The organism is Martinezella sp. CNPSo 3957, from assembly GCF_057784395.1.
Window position 1 is genome coordinate 72,586 of record NZ_JBXSOU010000005.1, and the last position, 18,497, is coordinate 91,082.

The 18,497-nt window shown below is 61.0% G+C and carries 12 protein-coding genes; 3 read left to right on the forward strand and 9 right to left on the reverse strand.

Annotation, left to right across the window (positions count from 1 at the left end; genetic code table 11):
- Positions 1-5 precede the first annotated feature (5 nt).
- A complete protein-coding gene (locus tag AC13QE_RS14095) occupies positions 6-1,214 on the reverse strand; it encodes an ABC transporter substrate-binding protein (protein WP_132715791.1) in 1,209 nt (402 codons plus the stop codon).
- Positions 1,215-1,385: 171 nt separating this feature from the next.
- Between AC13QE_RS14095 and AC13QE_RS14100 the strand changes: the two genes are divergently transcribed.
- The gene (locus AC13QE_RS14100; protein ID WP_285175357.1) at positions 1,386-2,312 is read left to right on the forward strand and encodes a LysR family transcriptional regulator; all 927 of its coding nucleotides are present in this window, start codon (positions 1,386-1,388) and stop codon (positions 2,310-2,312) included.
- 14 nt (positions 2,313-2,326) lie between these two features.
- Here the strand turns inward: AC13QE_RS14100 and galE are convergent, their stop codons facing one another.
- The 4 genes from galE to AC13QE_RS14120 all read right to left on the reverse strand — a co-directional run bounded on the left by galE (position 2,327) and on the right by AC13QE_RS14120 (position 6,151).
- Positions 2,327-3,364 carry a UDP-glucose 4-epimerase GalE gene (gene galE / locus AC13QE_RS14105; RefSeq protein WP_488484143.1) on the reverse strand — a complete coding sequence of 346 codons (1,038 nt, stop codon included), beginning with the start codon at positions 3,362-3,364 and terminating at the stop codon, positions 2,327-2,329.
- A 231-nt stretch (positions 3,365-3,595) separates the two neighbouring features.
- Complete coding sequence (locus AC13QE_RS14110) at positions 3,596-4,762, reverse strand: pyridoxal phosphate-dependent aminotransferase (RefSeq protein WP_488484144.1); 1,167 nt, start codon at positions 4,760-4,762, stop codon at positions 3,596-3,598.
- A gap of 145 nt (positions 4,763-4,907) precedes the next feature.
- Positions 4,908-5,333, reverse strand: coding sequence for a large conductance mechanosensitive channel protein MscL (gene mscL / locus AC13QE_RS14115; protein ID WP_112608065.1), 426 nt, complete (start codon positions 5,331-5,333; stop codon positions 4,908-4,910).
- 251 nt (positions 5,334-5,584) lie between these two features.
- Positions 5,585-6,151, reverse strand: coding sequence for a TetR-like C-terminal domain-containing protein (locus AC13QE_RS14120; protein WP_488484145.1), 567 nt, complete (start codon positions 6,149-6,151; stop codon positions 5,585-5,587).
- A gap of 136 nt (positions 6,152-6,287) precedes the next feature.
- On the opposite strand from AC13QE_RS14120, the gene AC13QE_RS14125 reads away from it, so the two are divergent.
- Complete coding sequence (locus tag AC13QE_RS14125; RefSeq protein WP_488484146.1) at positions 6,288-7,520, forward strand: MFS transporter; 1,233 nt, start codon at positions 6,288-6,290, stop codon at positions 7,518-7,520.
- Here AC13QE_RS14125 and AC13QE_RS14130 read toward each other — a convergent pair.
- The 4 genes from AC13QE_RS14130 to AC13QE_RS14145 form a co-directional block, all read right to left on the reverse strand.
- Positions 7,496-8,578 carry a hypothetical protein gene (locus tag AC13QE_RS14130; protein WP_488484147.1) on the reverse strand — a complete coding sequence of 361 codons (1,083 nt, stop codon included), beginning with the start codon at positions 8,576-8,578 and terminating at the stop codon, positions 7,496-7,498. The two genes, AC13QE_RS14125 and AC13QE_RS14130, sit on opposite strands and share 25 nt — an antisense overlap.
- Positions 8,579-9,039: 461 nt before the next feature.
- Positions 9,040-11,250, reverse strand: coding sequence for a 3-hydroxyacyl-CoA dehydrogenase NAD-binding domain-containing protein (locus AC13QE_RS14135; protein ID WP_488484148.1), 2,211 nt, complete (start codon positions 11,248-11,250; stop codon positions 9,040-9,042).
- A 13-nt stretch (positions 11,251-11,263) separates the two neighbouring features.
- Positions 11,264-12,472 carry an acetyl-CoA C-acetyltransferase gene (locus AC13QE_RS14140; protein WP_488484149.1) on the reverse strand — a complete coding sequence of 403 codons (1,209 nt, stop codon included), beginning with the start codon at positions 12,470-12,472 and terminating at the stop codon, positions 11,264-11,266.
- A 35-nt stretch (positions 12,473-12,507) separates the two neighbouring features.
- Positions 12,508-14,304, reverse strand: a complete 1,797-nt coding sequence (locus AC13QE_RS14145; protein ID WP_488484150.1) for an acyl-CoA dehydrogenase C-terminal domain-containing protein — start codon at positions 14,302-14,304, stop codon at positions 12,508-12,510.
- A 479-nt stretch (positions 14,305-14,783) separates the two neighbouring features.
- Between AC13QE_RS14145 and AC13QE_RS14150 the strand changes: the two genes are divergently transcribed.
- On the forward strand, positions 14,784-18,467 hold the full coding sequence (locus AC13QE_RS14150) for a peptidoglycan-binding protein (RefSeq protein WP_488484151.1): 3,684 nt from the start codon (positions 14,784-14,786) through the stop codon (positions 18,465-18,467).
- The last annotated feature ends 30 nt before the right edge of the window (positions 18,468-18,497 follow it).

The window sequence follows — 18,497 nt, forward strand, 5'->3', positions numbered from 1 at the left end:
GTATCCTATTGCTTGACGAGGTCGCAGCCGCTCTTGGCCGGATCGATATAGGCTTCCTTGCCGGGGATCGTTGCCAGCACGTTGAAATAATCCCACGGCTCCTTGCTCTCCTCAGGCTTCTTCACCTGAAGCAGATACATGTCGTGGATCATGCGGCCGTTGGCGCCGACCGTGCCGCCGCGGCCGAAGAAATCATCGACCGGCATTTCGTGCAGTTGCTTGGCAACGGCGTCGGTATCGTCAGTACCGGCCTTCTGCACGGCCTTTAGATACTGCATCACAGCGGAATAAGTGCCGGCATGGATCATGTTCGGCATTTTGCCGGTGCGGGCAAAGAAGCGCTTGCCGAACTCGCGGCTCTTGTCGTCGAGGTTCCAGTAGTAGCCTTCCGTCAACGTCAGCCCCTGCGCCGCCTGCAGGCCGAGGCCGTGAACTTCTGCGAGCGTGAAGAGCAGTGCCGCCAGATGCTGGCCACCCTGAGTGATGCCGAATTCGGAGGCCTGCTTGATGGCGTTGGAGGTATCGAGGCCAGCATTGGCCAGACCGATGACCTTGGCGCCAGACGACTGGGCCTGCAGCAGGAAGGATGAGAAATCATTCGTCGACAGCGGATGGCGGACGGAGCCCAGGATCTTGCCGCCGCTTGCCTTGACGAAATCGCCGGTCTGCTGCTCGAGCGAATAGCCAAAAGCATAGTCCGCCGTCAGGAAGAACCAGGTGTCGCCGCCCTGCTTGACGAGCGCGCCGCCGGTGCCGACGGCGAGAGCATGTGTGTCATAAGCCCAATGGAAGCCATAGGGCGAGCATTGCTTGCCGGTAAGATCGGTGGTCGCAGCACCCGTGACGATGTCGATCTTCTTCTTTTCCTTGCCAACTGCCTGAACGGCGAGCGCGACCGAAGAGGTCGTCAGCTCCATGATGGCATCGACCTTGTCCTGGTCGTACCATTGGCGGGCGATGTTGGAGGCGATATCAGGCTTGTTCTGGTGGTCGGCATCGACGATTTCGATCGGCACGCCGAGAACCTTGCCGCCAAAATCCTCCGCGGCCATCTTGGCGGCCGCTACCGATGATTTCCCACCGAAATCCGCATAGACGCCGGACTGGTCGTTGAGGATGCCGATCTTGACGACACCATCGGACGGGCCAGCGGCGAAAGCCGCAGTGCTGGCTGCAAGCAGAAATGCAAGTGACGCAATAAGACTCTTTCGCATATCCTCTCCTCCCAGAGATTTGGCAAAAACGAATCTGTTCAAAATTGGCCAGCCGCTTTCCTCAAAACGGCTTTTCCCACCGCCAAGATCACGGAATTCGCGCGTTGACGCAAGTCGCGATTGCAATTAATTCCAAACAAGGTCTGTTCATTTTTGAACAGAGGAGGATGCATGAAGCGTACGCCGCACTTTACCTGGGACGATTTGCAATTTTTCCTCGCCGTTGCGCGAACGGGGCAGCTTTCCACCGCGGCGCGACAATTGCGCAGCAGCCACGCCACGGTCTCGCGGCGCATCGACCGACTGGAATTCGCCTTGAAAGTCAAGCTCTTCGAGCGCAATCCACGCGGTTACATGCTGACCAGCATGGGCCAGCGCTTCGTCGATACGGCCGAGCATATGGAGCAGGAGACGGAACGTCTTCGCGCCGATCTGTCTGCGGGATCGGCAGCACAACGGGGTGTCGTGCGCATCAGCGCGCCGGAGGGGTTTTCCAACTTCTTCTTCACCGGCGTCCTGCCGGAATTCACTGCGAAGCACCCAAACATTTCACTCGAGCTGATCACCATCCAGCAGATCATGTCGCTCTCGCGCAAGGAGGCCGATATCGTCGTGGTGCTCGACCCGCCGAAGGCCGGGCCTTACTTCACCGAGAAGCTCACCGACTACCACCTGCAGGTCTACGGATCGCGCGACTACCTCGCCCGCCATCCGCCGATCGAAAGCCGTGACGACCTGCCGGACTTCGCCTTTATCGGCTATATTGAGGACATGATTTTTGCGCCCGGCCTGGATTATCTCGATGACGTCCATCCGCGCATCAGGCCGCAATTCCAAAGCTCAAGCATCTTTGCGCAGCTGACGGCGACGAAGAATGGCCAGGGGCTCTGCGTGCTGCCGTTCTTCATTGCCGGCAAGCACCCCGATCTGCAGGTGGTCCTGCCGCATGAGGTGGATCTCAGGCGCCACTACTGGATTACATGCCATCGCGACCTGCGCCAATCGCCACGCGTGCGCACTGTCATCGATTTTCTCGCGGAAGCCGTGCGCAAGAATGCGCCGGCTTTTCTTGGTCCCTGGAGACGCCCGGAAAGCTAAGAGCGCCGCTCGCGTTATAGCATGCTTGGAGCGGCGTAGACCCTGCTGACGCCGGCGGCATCAAAGCCCGCGCGCTCGGCAAGGCGAAGCTCCCAATCCAGCGACGAGCGCACGATCATTTCCAGGTCATTGTATTTCGGCGTCCATCCCAATTCGCGACGAGCAAGCGTCGCATCGGCGACGATACTGGCCATATCGCCGGCGCGCCGGGGAGCGATGTGAATGCGGAAGGCGCGGCCATAGACGCGCATGACCATGTTGAGCACGTCCAGAACCGAATAGCCCTGGCCGTAGCCGCAATTGGCAACCAGTGAGCGGCCGTCTTCGCGCAGATGCCGCAATGCCATCAGATGTGCCTCGACGAGATCGCTGACGTGGATATAGTCGCGAACGCCGGTGCCGTCATGCGTCGCATAATCGGTGCCGTAGATATCGACCTGACCGCGGCGGCCGAGGGCGGCCTCGCAGGCGACCTTGATGAGGTGGGTAGCGCCGTTGGTCGACTGACCCGCCCTTCCCTCGGGATCGGCGCCGGCCACGTTGAAATAACGCAACGCCACATAGCGGAAATCATAGGCAGCAGAGGCATCGCGCAGCATCAGCTCGGACATCAACTTGGATTGACCATAGGGGGATTCAGGCCGCAGCGGCGCATCCTCGCCGACCGGCCTGTCCGCCGGCTGCTGGCCATAGACCGCAGCAGTGGACGAAAAGACGAAATGGCGGATGCCGGCCCTGATGGCGGCGCTCATGAGGATGCGGGTCTTGCCGGTGTTGTTTTCGTAATAGGCAAGAGGATCCTCGATCGATACGGGGACGACGGCCGAGCCAGCGAAGTGGATGATGGCCTCTATATGATTTTCAGCGAAAATCTGATTCAGGAGCGCTTCATCGGCGATATCGCCGAGATAGAAGCGGGCAGCCGGCGGAATGGCCCAGCGAAAGCCCGTGGAGAGACGATCGAGGACAACCACATCCTCTCCCGCGTCCAGCAATCTCCAGACCATGTGGCTGCCGATATAACCGGCCCCGCCTGTCACCAAGACAGTCATTCTTCGCGTCCCCGCCAAGTCTTACCGCCTCCATATGAGGCCGCTTCCCCTGCGAAATTGGTTAAAAGCAGGAGGTCTGCCGGGAAAGATTGCGGGAATGGTTAGAGGGGGCTTTCGCGGATCGATTGCATTTTATGGATTGGGAGAATTGCGCTCTGCGGAGGTGCTAGAGGCACGGCAATCGAAAGGGTGCCTTCGACCGCCGGGCCAGTCGAAGCAAAGCCCCCCGCATTACAAACTCAAAATATACCGGCTCAACCGCTCCGCAGCATCCGCCACCTGCACCGGATCGCGCAGGAAGCAGGCGCGCATGAAGAGCTCGCCGCCTAGCCCGAAAGCCGTCCCAGGCGCGAGGCCGACACCGGTCTTGTCGACGATGTCAATGGCGGCCTTGCGGCTGTCGGTGACGCCGTCGATCCTGAGGAAGGAATAGAGCGCGCCATCCGGCTTCAGCGTCTGCACGCGATTGGTGGCGATCAGCGCGTCGCAGAGGATATCCCGCGAGCGAGTGGCCTTCTCGATATTGGAGCGGACGAAATCATCGCCCTCGTTCAAGGCCGCAACCGCGCCTCTCTGCATGAACTGCGCAACGCCCGAGGTCGAATATTGCACGAGGTTTTCGATCACCTGCCCGAGCTCCGCAGGTGCGACGATCCAGCCGACGCGCCAACCGGTCATCGACCAGTTCTTCGAGAAGGAATTGACGAACAGGATCTTGTCGTCGGCTTCCTTGACGTCGAGGAAGCTCGGCGCGCGGCCGCCGGCATAGTAGTAGAGCGCATAGATTTCGTCGGCCATGATCCAGAGATCGTGCTTGCGCGCTAAGGCGAGAATATCGCTGAGATCCTGATGGGTCGCCGTCCAGCCTGTTGGGTTGGATGGGGTATTGATGAACAGGCCCTTTGTCTTGGGCGTAATCGCCGCTTCCAACCGATCGAGATCGAGCGACCATTTACCATGGTCGAATTGTAAGGGTACGGCGATGGAGCGGGCGCCTGCGATCTCGAGCGCAGCTGCGATGTTCGGCCAGGCTGGGGAGAGATAAACCATCTCGTCGCCGGGAGCGGTGATGGCCTGCACGGACAGCTGAATCGCCTGCATGCCCGAGCCGACGACATAGAAGTTCTCCATCGGCAGTGAAGTGCCGAAATGCCGGCCATAATAATCGGCGAGCGCCTGGCGCAGTTCCGGAATGCCGCGCTGCCAGGTGTAGAAGGTCTCGCCGGCGTTGAGCGAGGCCATGGCGGCGCGATTGATGAAATCCGGCGTCGGCAGATCGCCCTCGCCGACCCAGAGCGGCAGCAGGCCCTCACGGCCACGGGCATAATTGACCACTTCGACGATCCCGCTTTCGGGTGCTGCAAGCGCGCGCGGGCTGAGGCTATCTAGTATCGACATGCAAAGTCTCCGGTTTCCGCCTTCATAAAGCAGAGCGGCGGACAAATCCCATGACTTTGCCTTAGTGACCAATCGATTTTGGTGATGAATAAAGCCCCAGTCCTCGCATGGACCGGGGCTTGCAAAAAGAGTCGAGCAAAGCGAGTCAGCGCTTGGCGAGAAGGTCGCGAATTTCCGTCAGCAACTGGACATCAGCCGGCGGCGGTGCCGCTTCGGCGACCTTGTCATCCTTACGCTCGACTTGCGCGCGCAGCGCGTTGACGCCCTTGACCATCAGGAAGATGATCCAGGCGAGAATGAGGAAATTGATAAGGACGGTGATGAAGCTGCCGTAGGCAAGAACCGCGCCCTGGGCACGGGCCGCAGCGAGCGTCGGTGCGTTGACACCGGAGGCGAGGCCGATGAAGTAGTTCGAAAAATCGAAGCCGCCGAAAATCGCGCCGACGATCGGCATGATGATATCGTCAACCAGCGATTTCACGATGCCGCCGAAAGCGCCGCCGATGATCACGCCGACCGCAAGGTCCATGACGTTGCCTTTAGCGATAAAGGCCTTGAATTCATTAAGCATTGAGCAGTCCCCTTCGCGTTGCCGTTGAATTCACTCTTGGTAATTAGCACCATCTTTTTCCTTATTTTTCAATAGGAAATTGATCTGGGAGTTTGTCCAGGCATGCATATCCCATGATAATTTCACCGCGTAAGCAACTTAAGGATGCATATATTCTGCAACTTGTTCGTCAGTTGCGAGCAACCAAGCCGAAGCCGCTGGATGTACCCCAGGGGATCTCGGGTGAGTCATTCGGCATTGTCGGCCGCGCTTCAAGCGCTGACCACACTCTCCCGCATCACCTTCGCGACGAGCTTGCGAACGTAGTGGGGATCGGGCGCCTGGTCGAAGAGAATGCGATAGATGATCGGTGAGATGACGTGATCCATCAGCTCCACCAGGGCCGGAAAGGGCTCGCCAGCTGCCTCCGCCCGCGCAATGAACACGCTCAATTGACAGCGTGTATAGGTGCAGCATTTTTCGGCGTTTGCGTTATCGGACACCGCGAGAACATCGCGCAGCAGCTGCCGTCCGACTCCCGAAGCCATTTCATCGGCATATTGCTCGACCCAGGCTTCCAGATCCTCGCGGGCGCTGCCGATCCTGGCGGGCTCGCCTTCGGGCTGCAGGCGCGAGGCGGCAACATCCGCCAGAAGCTTTTGAAGGTCGCCCCAGCGGCGGTAGATCGTCGACGGCGTGACATTGGCGCGCTGCGCGATCAGGGGGATCGTTACATCGGCGCGATCCATGGTTGCCAGCATGTCGCGGACGGATTGATGCACGGCCGCCTGCACTCTGGCGCTGCGCCCGCCGGGGCGGGGATTTTCTCTATAGCCCATAAGCCCTTGCCAATTTTCCCTTTTTGCGGATCGCGAATGACCAAAGGCATCCACTAACGCAAATTATTTGCTTTTATACGCCAGGCACCCTATATCCGCCTAACGCAATCTTTTAGCTTTAGGTAGGATATAGTCGATGACCGAACTCGATTCCACCGCCAGCGCTCCGATTTCACCCGCCAGACGCCTGGCGCCGTACTATTATGCCGCAACCAGCGCCTTGTTTTTGGCCGCCTCATCCGCACCGACGCCTCTCTACCGCCTTTATCAGCAGGCCTTCGCCTTCTCGCCGGTGCTGCTCACGGTGATCTTCGCCGTCTACGCCTTCTCCCTTCTCGCCGCACTGCTCATCGTTGGCTCGATTTCGGACCATCTCGGGCGTCGACCGGTGATCTTCGCATCGATCCTCCTCAATATGGTGGCCACAGCGCTGTTTTTAATGGCTCGAGGTCCGGATTGGCTGATTGCCGCCCGCATCGTGCAGGGCTTTGCGACGGGCACAGCCATCAGTTCGATCGGCGCCGCCCTTGTCGATCTCGATCCGATCAGGGGATCGATCACCAACAGTCTTGCCCCGCTTGCCGGCATGGCGATCGGCGCGATCGGCACGAGCCTGCTGATCCAGTTCGCGCCGGCTCCGACCGTGCTTGTCTATGTCGTGACACTTGCCCTGCTGACGCTGCAAGCCGCGCTGCTATGGATGGTGCCGGAAACAACGAGCCGACGGCCCGGCGTATTCGCATCGTTGAAGCCGGAAGTCGCCGTTCCCAAGCAGGCTCGCCGGACACTGCTGGCGCTGACGCCGATCAATATTGCCGTCTGGGCGCTTGCCGGCTTCTATCTGTCGCTGGTGCCTTCGCTGGTCAGCGCGACGACCGGCAGCACGGCGCCACTGGTCGGCGGCTCCGTGGTCGCAGCCTTGACGATCAGCGGCGCTGCCGCCGTCTTCCTGCTGCGCCGGAGATCCGCTACCGTGATCATGAAGTTCGGCATACCGACCATGAGCCTCGGCATACTGACCATCATCGCCGGCATGCATGCGGCCGAAGTGTCGATCCTCGCGCTCGGAACTCTGATCGCCGGCTCGGGCTTCGGGGCAGCTTTCCTCGGCACGGTGAGAAGCATCATGCCGCTGGCCAAGCCCGACGAGCGCGCCGGGCTGCTTTCGGCCTTCTACATCCAGAGCTACCTTGCCTTCAGCGTCCCCGCCATCCTGGCAGGCTTCCTGTCGAAAGCGCTTGGATTTGCCGAAGCCGCCGACATCTACGCGGCGGCAATCCTTCTGCTTATCGGCTGGGGTGTCGTTGCGTTGAGGGCGGGGCAAGAGAAAGCGGTTGAGCGAGGTCAAGCCGGGCAACGCAGCCAATAGCGCTTGAAGACTTCGATACCAGTGCCGTACGGCTCACGCGTCTTGCCCCACGCGCTGGTTGCGCTTTCCACCAAAGTATCCTCGTCAACGGGAACAAGATTAACCGGCAACGCTGACGATAAAGCCGCCCGACGATACCACGCGATAGCCTCCTTTCGCTGCCGCTCAGCGATGACGCTTGTCCCACCGACAGGCGGAACATGGAAACGTTCCGCATGCTGCTTCACGTCTAGCATCGGATCGTGAAGTGGTACGCGCAAAAGCTCGCGATCGCCCGCAAGCCGCAGTTCAAATTCATCCTGCGCCGCCGGCACCGGACGGTCTTCCGAAGAGGAGGTATCTGCAACATGCGCCGTCAGGATCGGCAGGGGCTGATGCTCCGCCTTCATTTCGATACGGCGGATGTGGCAGAGATCCGAGACCGTTCTGTTCCTGATATCGGACCGGGAGAGTTCGTCGACTATTGTCCAAGCACCTTGCATTTTCTGCACGAAAGGTACCGATCCATCCGCGCCATAGGATAGAAACGCGGCCTGTGCTGTCATTCTTTTCTTCATCGTATTCACGAGCTGAATATTTCGCGCGTTTCTCGCGCTATCTTCCGGGTCGCTGAGGCATCTCACCCAGAAACTCATCCTGGAAGGTTCTGCCGTGTTTGTAATGACGACGACATCATTACTGAGCGGCAAGATGCCTCCCTCTTGAACGCTCCTTTGCATCAGCAGTCCGCGCTGGAGTGCCATCGCTGCGTCCGTGGATTTATCGAGACCGAGCCGTTGCATCTCATCTTGAACGTTGGATATCCAATAGAAATTGCCACCACCTGTCAGACGCAGCTCAAACCGACTTGAGCCCTCCCGGCCGATCCAGCCGTCAAAGATCGAATTGCCCGAGCGAGGTTGGTTGAAATGCGTTCTTATACCCGCGCACAGCATTTTCGGAGCGTCTGCGGGAACATCGTCGGGATAGAAATCCGGCGGTATATTGGCCCAATCGCCGGGCAGTATCTTGAAGATGGTTTGCGGATTCAAATCCGGGCCGACGTCGAACGCCCGCATCAGCCCATCGGTGATCGCTTGCAGGCGCGCGCCGGCACTCAGCTCAGCTGGCTTGGAGGGCGCGACCGCTGCATCCTGAGCCAGGAGCGGCGATGACAAGAACGCCCCGTAGGCCAGCCATGCCAGTACGGCAAGGGCGACATGGCCCCACCGCCCAGTCAAAAACATCCAGACTGCTTTCAGCGACATCTATCGACCTATCATTGTTGCGATGATGAAGACTACCAGCCGCCGAGCTTGACAATACAGCCTCTCTGCGTAGCGGCAGTGCCGATATCCACAACCATGAGCGGTTCAGCGCTCTCAAGCATCACTCTGGAAGAGGTGACCTTCCGGTTCGATTTCCAACGGTTCGCGACATCGTCTGATTGCAGCCGATCAGCCGCACGCAATGGCAAACAAAAAGGCCGCTCCCGACAGGGGCGCGGCCCGTTATTGGTCGTCAGTAACAACCTATTGTCTTACGCGGCTTTCGCGGCGCGGTAGGGATCGAAGCGCCCGTAGAAGGTCTCGCCCTTCGCCGCCATGTCCTTCAGCAGTGCCGTCGGCTGGAAATGCGGGCCGTGGGCGGCTGCCAGCTTGTCGCAGAGTTCCACGAAAGCCTTCACACCCATGCCGTCGATGTAGGACAGCGCGCCGCCGGTATAGGGGGCGAAGCCGAAGCCGAGGATGGAGCCGACATCGGCCTCGCGCGGATCGGTGACGATGCCTTCTTCAATGGTGCGGGCGGCCTCCAGCGCGATGGTCACGAGGAAGCGCTGCTTCAGCACGTTAACATCGACCTCATCGGCTTTCTGCTGCGGATAGAGATCCTTAAGGCCTGGCCAGAGCGACTTCTTCGCCGGCTTCGGCGGATAGTCGTAGAAGCCCTTGGCGTTCTTTCTGCCCAGGCGTCCCTCGCCTTCGACGAGACCGCTAACTAGCTGCATGTGACGCGGATCGACAGCCTTCTCGCCGAGATCGGCGACCGTCGCCTTCAGGATCTTGTAGGAGAGGTCGATGGCAACTTCGTCGTTGAGCGCCAGCGGCCCAACGGGCATGCCGGCCATCTTGGCGGCATTCTCGATCATGGCAGCGGGTACGCCTTCGATCAGCATGTCATAGGCTTCGTGGATGTAGCGGAAGACGCAGCGATTGACGAAGAAGCCGCGCGTGTCGTTGACGACGATCGGGGTCTTTTTGATAGCGGCGACGTAATCGAGTGCGACAGCGAGCGCATGATCGCCCGTTTCCTTGCCGAGAATAACTTCCGTCAGCATCATCTTCTCGACCGGCGAGAAGAAGTGGACGCCGATAAAATCGGCCGGGCGCTTGGAATTCTTGGCAAGGCCTGTGATCGGCAGCGTCGAGGTGTTGGAAGCGAAGACGGCGCCGGCGGGCAGCACGGCTTCGACCGCCTCGATGACGGCCTTCTTGACTTCACGATCCTCGAACACCGCCTCGATGACGAGGTTGGCATCCTTGAGATCGGCATAATCGGCCGAAGGCGTAATGCGCGAGAGCAGTGCCGCACCCTCGTCTTGCGTCAGTCTTCCCTTACCGATCGAATCCTTGACTAGTCCCTCGCCGACGCCCTTGCCCTTAGCCGCAGCCTCGATATCGCGGTCGATGAGGGTGACGGGAATGCCCGCGGCGGCGGTGACATAGGCGATGGACGCACCCATGAAGCCGGCGCCGACGACACCGACCTTCTTCAGCTCCGTCTTCGGCTGGCCGGCCGGACGGCGCGCGCCCTTGCCGAGTTCCTGCATGGAGATGAACAGCGAGCGGATCATTGAATAGGCTTCGGTGGTCTGCAGCACATGCGTGAAATAGCGCTGCTCGATCTTCAGGCCGGTATCGAAGGGAACCTGCAAGCCTTCATAGACGCATTTGAGAATGGCGAGTGCCGCCGGATAATTGCCCGATGTCTCGCGGCGCAGGACGGCTGGCGCCGCCGGCCAGAGCTGAGCTGCGGCCGGCGTCCAGATGCCGCCGCCCGGCGCCTTGAAGCCCTTTTCATCCCAGGGTGCCACAGGCTTCAAACCGTCCTTGATCATCTGCTTGGCGGCCGGGATCAGCTGATCCGGTTCCACCACCTGATGCACGAGGTTCATCGCCTTGGCGCGCGCGGCCGTCAACGACTGGCCTGTCGTCATCATCTGCAGGGCGGATTGCGCGTCAGTTAGGCGCGCAATGCGCTGCGTGCCGCCGGCGCCGGGGAAGATGCCGACCTTGACCTCGGGCAGCGCGATCTTGACGCTCTTGGCGCTCGACGCGACGCGGCCATGGCAGGCGAGCGACAGCTCGAAAGCGCCGCCCATGCAGGTGCCGTTGATGGCCGAAACCCACGGCTTGCCGCAGGTTTCGAGCTTGCGGAAGAGGCCGGTCATGCGGCCGACGAGATCGAAGAGCTTCTTCGCGGCTGCGGCCGGGTCCTTCGCCTTCTCCTCCTGATAGAAGGAGAACATCGACTTGATCATCGAGAGATCGGCGCCGCCGGAAAAGGACGATTTGCCCGAGGTGAAGACCACACCCTTGACGGCTGCATCGGCGACGGTTGCGTCGATGATGGCATTCAGTTCCTCGAGGATCTCGGCGGTGAAGACGTTCATGGACTTGCCGGGCATGTCCCAGGTGACGAGCGCGATGCCGTCTGCGTCCGTTTCGACGGTGAAATTCGTGTAAGCCATTGGTTTCCCCTCCTCAGACGCGTTCGACGATCGTAGCGGTGCCCATGCCAGCGCCAATGCAGAGTGTTACGAGCGCTGTGTTGAGATCGCGGCGTTCCAGCTCGTCGAGTACGGTGCCGAGGATCATCGCGCCGGTTGCGCCGAGCGGATGGCCCATGGCAATCGCGCCGCCATTGACGTTGATCTTGTCATGCGAGATGTCAAACGCCTGCATGTAGCGCAACACGACGGCGGCGAAGGCTTCGTTGAGTTCGAAGAGATCGATATCGGCCAGCGTCAGGCCGCTGCGCTTCAAAAGCTTTTCGGTGACGTCAACCGGGCCGGTCAGCATCAGCGCCGGATCGGAGCCGATATTGGCGAAGGCCTTGATGCGGCCGCGCGGCTTCACGCCCATGCTCTCACCGCCCGCCTTGGAGCCGAGCAGCACGGCAGCCGCGCCATCGACGATGCCGGAGGAATTGCCGGCGTGATGGACGTAGTTGATGCGCTCGACCTCGGGATGCGCCTGGATACCGACGGCCTCGAAGCCGCCCATCTCGCCCGGCAGCTGGAAGGATGGGTTGAGCGAGGCCAGCGCCTGCATGTCGGTGCCGGGACGCATGTGCTCGTCGCGGTCGAGAATGGTCAGGCCGTTGATATCCTTCACCGGAATGACCGAATTCTTGAAGTAGCCCTTTTCCCAGGCATTGGCGGCGCGCTTCTGGCTCTCGACGGCATAGGCATCGACGTCATCGCGCGAGAAGCCGTATTTGGTGGCGATGAGATCGGCCGATACGCCCTGCGGCATGAAATAGGCCGGGAAATTGACGGAGGGATCCATGAACCAGGCACCGCCGGACATGCCCAGGCCGACGCGCGACATGCTTTCGACACCGCCGGCAATGACGATATCGTCAGCCCCTTGAGCGATCTTCGCCGCACCAAAATTTACGGCATCGAGGCCGGAGGCGCAGAAACGCGAAATCTGCATGCCAGGCGCCTTGGTGGAATAGCCGGCCTCGAAGGCGGCACCCCTCGGGATGACGGCGCCGGCTTCCATGACCGGATCGACGCAGCCCATGATGATGTCGTCAACCGTTGCGGTATCGAGGCCGTTGCGATCGCGGATCGCCTCGAGCGTCTTGGCGGCAAGGCGCACGGACGGCACTTCATGCAGCGACCCATCCTTCTTGCCGCGCCCGCGCGGCGTGCGCACGTGGTCGTAAATGAAAACCTCGGTCATGTCTCATCTCCCTGCAGCAGCTAACGCCGCCTTGCTCAAAAGGCTTCCGCCGCCAGTTCCATCATCGTATCGGCGCCGGTCTCGATGCGGGCCTTGCGCAATGCCGTTTCCGGCATGATGCGCTCCATGTAGAACCGCGCCGTGACAAGCTTGTTCTTCAGATAATCCTCGCGCGCGCTGTCGCCAGCCGCAAGGCCTGCTTGAGCCGCTTTCGCCATCTTCGCCCACATATAGCCGAGGACGACGAGGCCGAAGAGGTGCATGTAGTCGGTCGAGCCGGCGCCGGCATTGTCGGGCTTGGCCATGGCATTCTGCATGAACCACATGGTCGCGGCCTGCACGTCGTTCAAGCCCTTTTTCAGATGCTTGGTGTAGAATGCCATCTGCTCGTCGTTACGGTTTTCCTCGCAGAAATCGCCGATTTCCTTAAACAGCGCCATGACGGCGCGGCCTCCGTTCAGCGCCAGCTTGCGGCCGACGAGATCAAGCGCCTGAATGCCGTTGGCGCCCTCATAGATCATGGTGATGCGGGCATCGCGAACATACTGGCTCATGCCGTGCTCTTCGATATAGCCATGACCGCCGAAGATCTGCTGCGCCATGACGGCATGCTCGAAACCCTTGTCGGTCAGGACGCCCTTGAGGATCGGCGTTGCGAGGCCAAGGATATCGTCGGCTGCCTGGCGGCCCTTCTCGTCGGGAGAGCGATGGGCGATATCGGACTTCAGCGCCGTCCAGAGCAGGAAGGCGCGGCCGGCTTCGTTGAAGGCGCGGATGGTCATCAGCGAGCGGCGAATATCGGGATGGACGATGATCGGATCGGCCTTCTTGTCCGGCGCCTTCGGGCCGGAGAGCGAGCGGCCCTGGATGCGTTCACGCGCATAGTTGGCGGCATTCTGATAGGCGATCTCGGCGATGGAGAGACCCTGCAGGCCGACGCCGAGGCGCGCCTCGTTCATCATAACGAACATGGCATTAAGGCCCTTGTTCTCGGTGCCAATCAGGAAGCCGGTAGCCTCGTCGTAATTCATGACGCAGGTGGCGTTGCCGTGGATGCCCATCTTGTGCTCGATCGCGCCGCAGGACACCGGGTTGCGCGCGCCAAGCGAACCGTCTTCCTTGACGAGGAATTTCGGCACGATGAACAGCGAAATGCCCTTGGTTCCCTCAGGCGCACCTTCGATGCGAGCAAGGACGAGATGGACGATATTATCCGTCATATCGTGCTCGCCGGCCGAGATGAATATCTTCTGGCCTGAGATCTTGTAGCTGCCATCAGCCTGAGGCACCGCCTTGGTGCGCAAGAGGCCGAGATCGGTGCCGCAATGCGGTTCGGTGAGGTTCATGGTGCCGGACCAGCTGCCCTCGATCAATTTCGGCAAGTAAGTCTGCTTCTGCGCATCGGTGCCATGGACGAGGATCGCTGCGATCGCGCCCTGGGTCAGGCCCGGATACATCATCAGCGACATGTTGGCGGCCGAGGTATATTCGCCGACGGCGCAGTGCAGCACGTAGGGAAGCCCCTGCCCGCCGAACTCCTCCGGCACGGCGAGACCCAGCCAGCCACCCTCGCGATAGGCGCGATAGGCCTCCTTGAAGCCCTTCGGCGTCGAGACCGTGCCATCGTCATGGCGCACGCAGCCTTCCTGATCGCCGGAATAGTTGAGCGGGAAAAGCACTTCCTCTGACAGCTTGGCCGCCTCGCCGACGATCGCCTCGATCATGTCGGGCGTGGCATCGGCATAACCGGGAAGATTGTTGTAGCGCTCCAGCCCGAGCACATCGTTCAGGACGAAGAGCGTATCGTTCACCGGGGCCTTATAGACTGGCATTTCTCGAATTCCTCCAATTCGCCGCCGGACCTTGAGATTCCGGCCACCGTCATACTCTTACAAAATATTGACGTTTGCGTAAACGTCAAATTCGTGTCTCGCGTTGAAATTTTGGTGAAGCCGGTGAGGGAGACCATCCCGCTTATCGCCGATACGCCCCTCCCCTCAGCAACCGGTCACTGCCTGCGTGCAAGAATATCAGGCCGCGGGACAGCAGAACCGAAATAAAAGGTTAAGATTTCCGACAAACTTAACGAGTTGTTTACCACGTTTCGTAAATTGTACGAGTTGAGCAGCAGTGCTTCGGGTTTCTTCAACTTATGCTTGGAAATCCCGCTGTCTTTGCCGCTCTGTTTGAGGAAAGCCAATACATTTATCCCTTTCCGAACGACGGATGCAGACAGCGCGGCGATAGAGCAACGTCTTCTTCCATCAGCATGACGGCCCGGGGTGGTCCATAGTTCAAGGCGAGCAAAGATATGAGCGGATCGCGATCAAATCCTACCGGTACGGGCGACTGGACGTCGCTGGATGCTCTGAGCCGCACGATCGAGGGGCTGGAAGCACGCATCGAAGGGCTGATGGGAACCGCCGCCGCGCGCGATACGCGCCAGCGCGTCGCTGCCGGCTATGCACCTGTCCCCGAACGAGCCGCCCCGGAGCGGATGCCGCCCCGCCCCGAACGTGAACAATATGCCAGCCGCACTTACGAGCGCCCGCTGCGCAACGAACGCCATGAGAGCGATCTTCGATCAGATCCGCTTGCCGAGATCCGTCAACGCCAACGCACGCTGGAAGCAAACCGCGAACGTCTGCAGCCAAGACGCGAGGAAATCTCGCACGCAGAACCGCAGGCGGCTCGTCGGCCGATCGACAGCCATGCGCAGCGCCAGCCGATGCGGGCCGCAGCCGCCGACGCACCGGTCGATATCGCCCAGGCGCTCGTCAACCTCCGCCAGGATCTGAAGCGCGACATCGCCGACAGCGTGACCCGCGAGGTCTCCGCTCTGCGCGCCGAAATCCGCGATATCCGCGAAAACGCCGAGGACAAGCATTTTGTCGCCGATGTCCGCCAGGACATGGCCAGGCTTGCCGACAGCATCAACCAGCTCACCGGTCAGCCGGAAACCGCCGGGCTGAAAGCCGAATTCGACGAGCTGCGCTCGCTGATGGACGGCCTCGCCCGCGAGGAATCCCTGCATCACGTCGAGCGCCAGGTGAAGGCGATCGACACGTCGGGCCTGCAGGACGAGCTCGTCTCGCTTGCCTACCGCCTCGATGACATCAAGCAGCATCTCGGCGGCATGAACGACAGCCCGGCCGTGCATGCGCTGGAAAACAAACTGCTGACGATCGCGACCGCGATGGAGAGCCTCGGCTCCATGATGCAGCCGCAGGACCAGGCCATGCAACGGCTGGAAGGCCGCCTCAGCGGCCTTGCCGACCAGATCGACCTGATGAGCCGCGATGCTGCCGGCCGGCATCAGCCTGCCGACGATCTTTCCAGCCGTCTCGAAGCGCTCGCCATGCGCATCGACGAGCTCGGCGGCGCCAAGGCCGTCGCCCGCCTCGAGGAGCGGCTGGACCAGCTTTCGCATCTGATGGAGCGTTCGCAGAAGGCCGCACCGCAGCCCGAACTCGTCACCTATCTCGCCGATATCTCCCACAAGATCGATGCGCTGGAACATGGTTCCGTCGGTAACGTACTGGCCGACCGGCTGGATTATCTCGCTCGCCGCATCGACGAGATCGATTTCCATCCGCCCGCTCCGGCAGCAAGCCTCGACGACAGCATGGCGCGCCGGCTCGAAGGCCGGCTTTCCGACATCGCAGCCCGCCTGGAAGCAAGCACCGCCGCACCGCCGACGGATACGCAGGCACTGCGCAGTCTCGAAGAGCAGATCGCCCATCTCTCGACATTGCTGACGAACGAGCCCCGGGCCGTCGCCAATCATCTGCCCCCGGACTTCGACCGCCGGATGAGCGCGATCGAAGACTATATGGCGACCAACGACGAATACATTATCGAAGCGGCCCGCCATGCGGCGGAAACCGTCGTCGAGGCCTATTCCCGCGAAGGCGGAATGGTGAACGGTTCGCAAGCAGCCGACATGTCGGCTTTGGCGGCTCTTGCGGACGATCTTCGTCATCTTGAGGACCTCAGCCGCGCCACCGACGAGCGGACGCATCGCACCTTTGAGGCCCTGCATGACACGCTGCTGCAAATCGCCGACCGTCTGGATCATATGGAGCAGCGCAAGCCTGCGCCCGCCATGCCGGCCGCGACCTTCGAAAGCGACGTTTTCGCCGAAGAGGATGCTCCGGGTCTGAAGCCGCCCATGGCGGCGCAGAAGGCAGGTCCGATCATCCGCACGGTTGCGCCAGCAGAATCCTCAGTCTCCGGCGAAGTCGCCGTCGCACAGGCGATCGACGCCAATACGAAGGCCGAAATCAAGGCAGCCGTGAAGAAGAGTGGCAAGTCCAGCCTGTTCGCGAGCCTCGGCAAGCGTTTCTTTACGCCGGAAAAGGCCGAGCCGATCTTTCCGCCGGACCGTCCGGTCATCGAACAGGCACCGTCGATCGATCCCGCCGACGTGATGCCCGGCGAAGAAGCCAACGAACTGCTGGAGCCGGGTTCCGGCGCACCCGATATCAAGAAGATCCTCGAGCGCGTGCGCGCCAGCCAGAACACCTCGCGCAGCGGAAACGTGCGTCAACCGACCGAAAACGAACGGGCCGACTATATCGCAGCCGCCCGCCGCGCCGCGCAGGCCGCTGCCATGGAAGTCGACCAGACGCAACGCTCGGCTCCTGCTTCCAAGAAAGACGCCAAGAAGGGCGGCGCGTTCTCGCGCTTTCGCCGGCCGATCCTGCTTGCATTGGGCGCCGTCATGCTTGCCATCATGGCCTATCCGCTGGCGAACACGCTGACCCGCGGCCAGAAGGCGCCGGCACCAGCCCAACTATCGACGATGGTCGCGCCTGCCGATAGCGCCGCGACCAATACCGTCGCTGCCAATACGAACCCGGCCGCCAGCAATCAGCAGCCTGCCACAAATCAGGCCGCCGCACCCTCGGTATCCACGACGCAGACGGCGGAAGTCCAGCCCGCACCCACGACCGCGGACCCCGCCGCCGCGCCAGCGAATGATCACCTGACGGCAGCGACCCCGCTCGACGGCAACCAGACGGCAAGCGAAGAGTTGGCGCCTGCCGGCAGCGCAGCTCCACAGCAGGCCACCGCCTTCGTTCAGACTGAGAATACGGCCGCCGCAACTCCCGCCGCCACGCCGGCAGCGCCTGATATCGCCGTGCCTGATGGCATCCAGCCACCATCGCTCGTCGCTGCCGCAAAATCGGCCGATCCGGTCGCGCTCTTCGAAATCGGTGCACGCTACACGGATGGCCGCGGCGTTGCTGCCGATATGAAGCAGGCTGCGAACTGGTATCAGCTTTCGGCCGACAAGGGTTATGCCCCGGCACAGTACCGCCTCGCCAGCATGTATGAGAAGGGCAATGGCGTCGATCGAGATCTCGTCAAGGCCAAGCAATATTATGAGCAGGCCGCCAATCAGGGCAACGCCAGCGCCATGCACAATCTCGCGGTTCTCTATGCTTCCGGTACTGCCGGCCCGCAGGATTATGATAGCGCGGCGAACTGGTTTATCCGCGCCGCCGATCTCGGCGTCTCCGACAGCCAGTTCAACCTCGCGATCCTCTATGCACGCGGCAACGGCGTGAAACAGGACCTGCAGGAATCCTACAAGTGGTTTGCTATCGCCGCAAAGAGCGGCGATAAGGACGCCGCCCAGAAGCGCGACGAAGTCGCCAACGCCATGAAGCCGGCCGATCTGGAAAGTGCCCGCGCCAAGGTCGACCTCTGGAAAGTGCAGCCGGCCGATCCGAAGGCCAATGGCACAAACATTCCTGACGAATGGACCACCGGCAAGGGTGTGAACACGGCCTCCATCGATATGAAGAAGGCAATCCGCAACATTCAGGCCATTCTCAACAAGAATGGCTTCGATGCCGGTTCGCCCGACGGCGCCATGGGCGACAAGACGGTAGCCGCCCTGAAGAGCTTCCAGAAATCCGTCGGCCTGCCGGCGGATGGACGGGTCACCGATCAGGTGGTCAAGGAACTGCTCGCCCGCAATAAGTAGTCAGGGATTTCGTGCGAAAGCGATCAAACG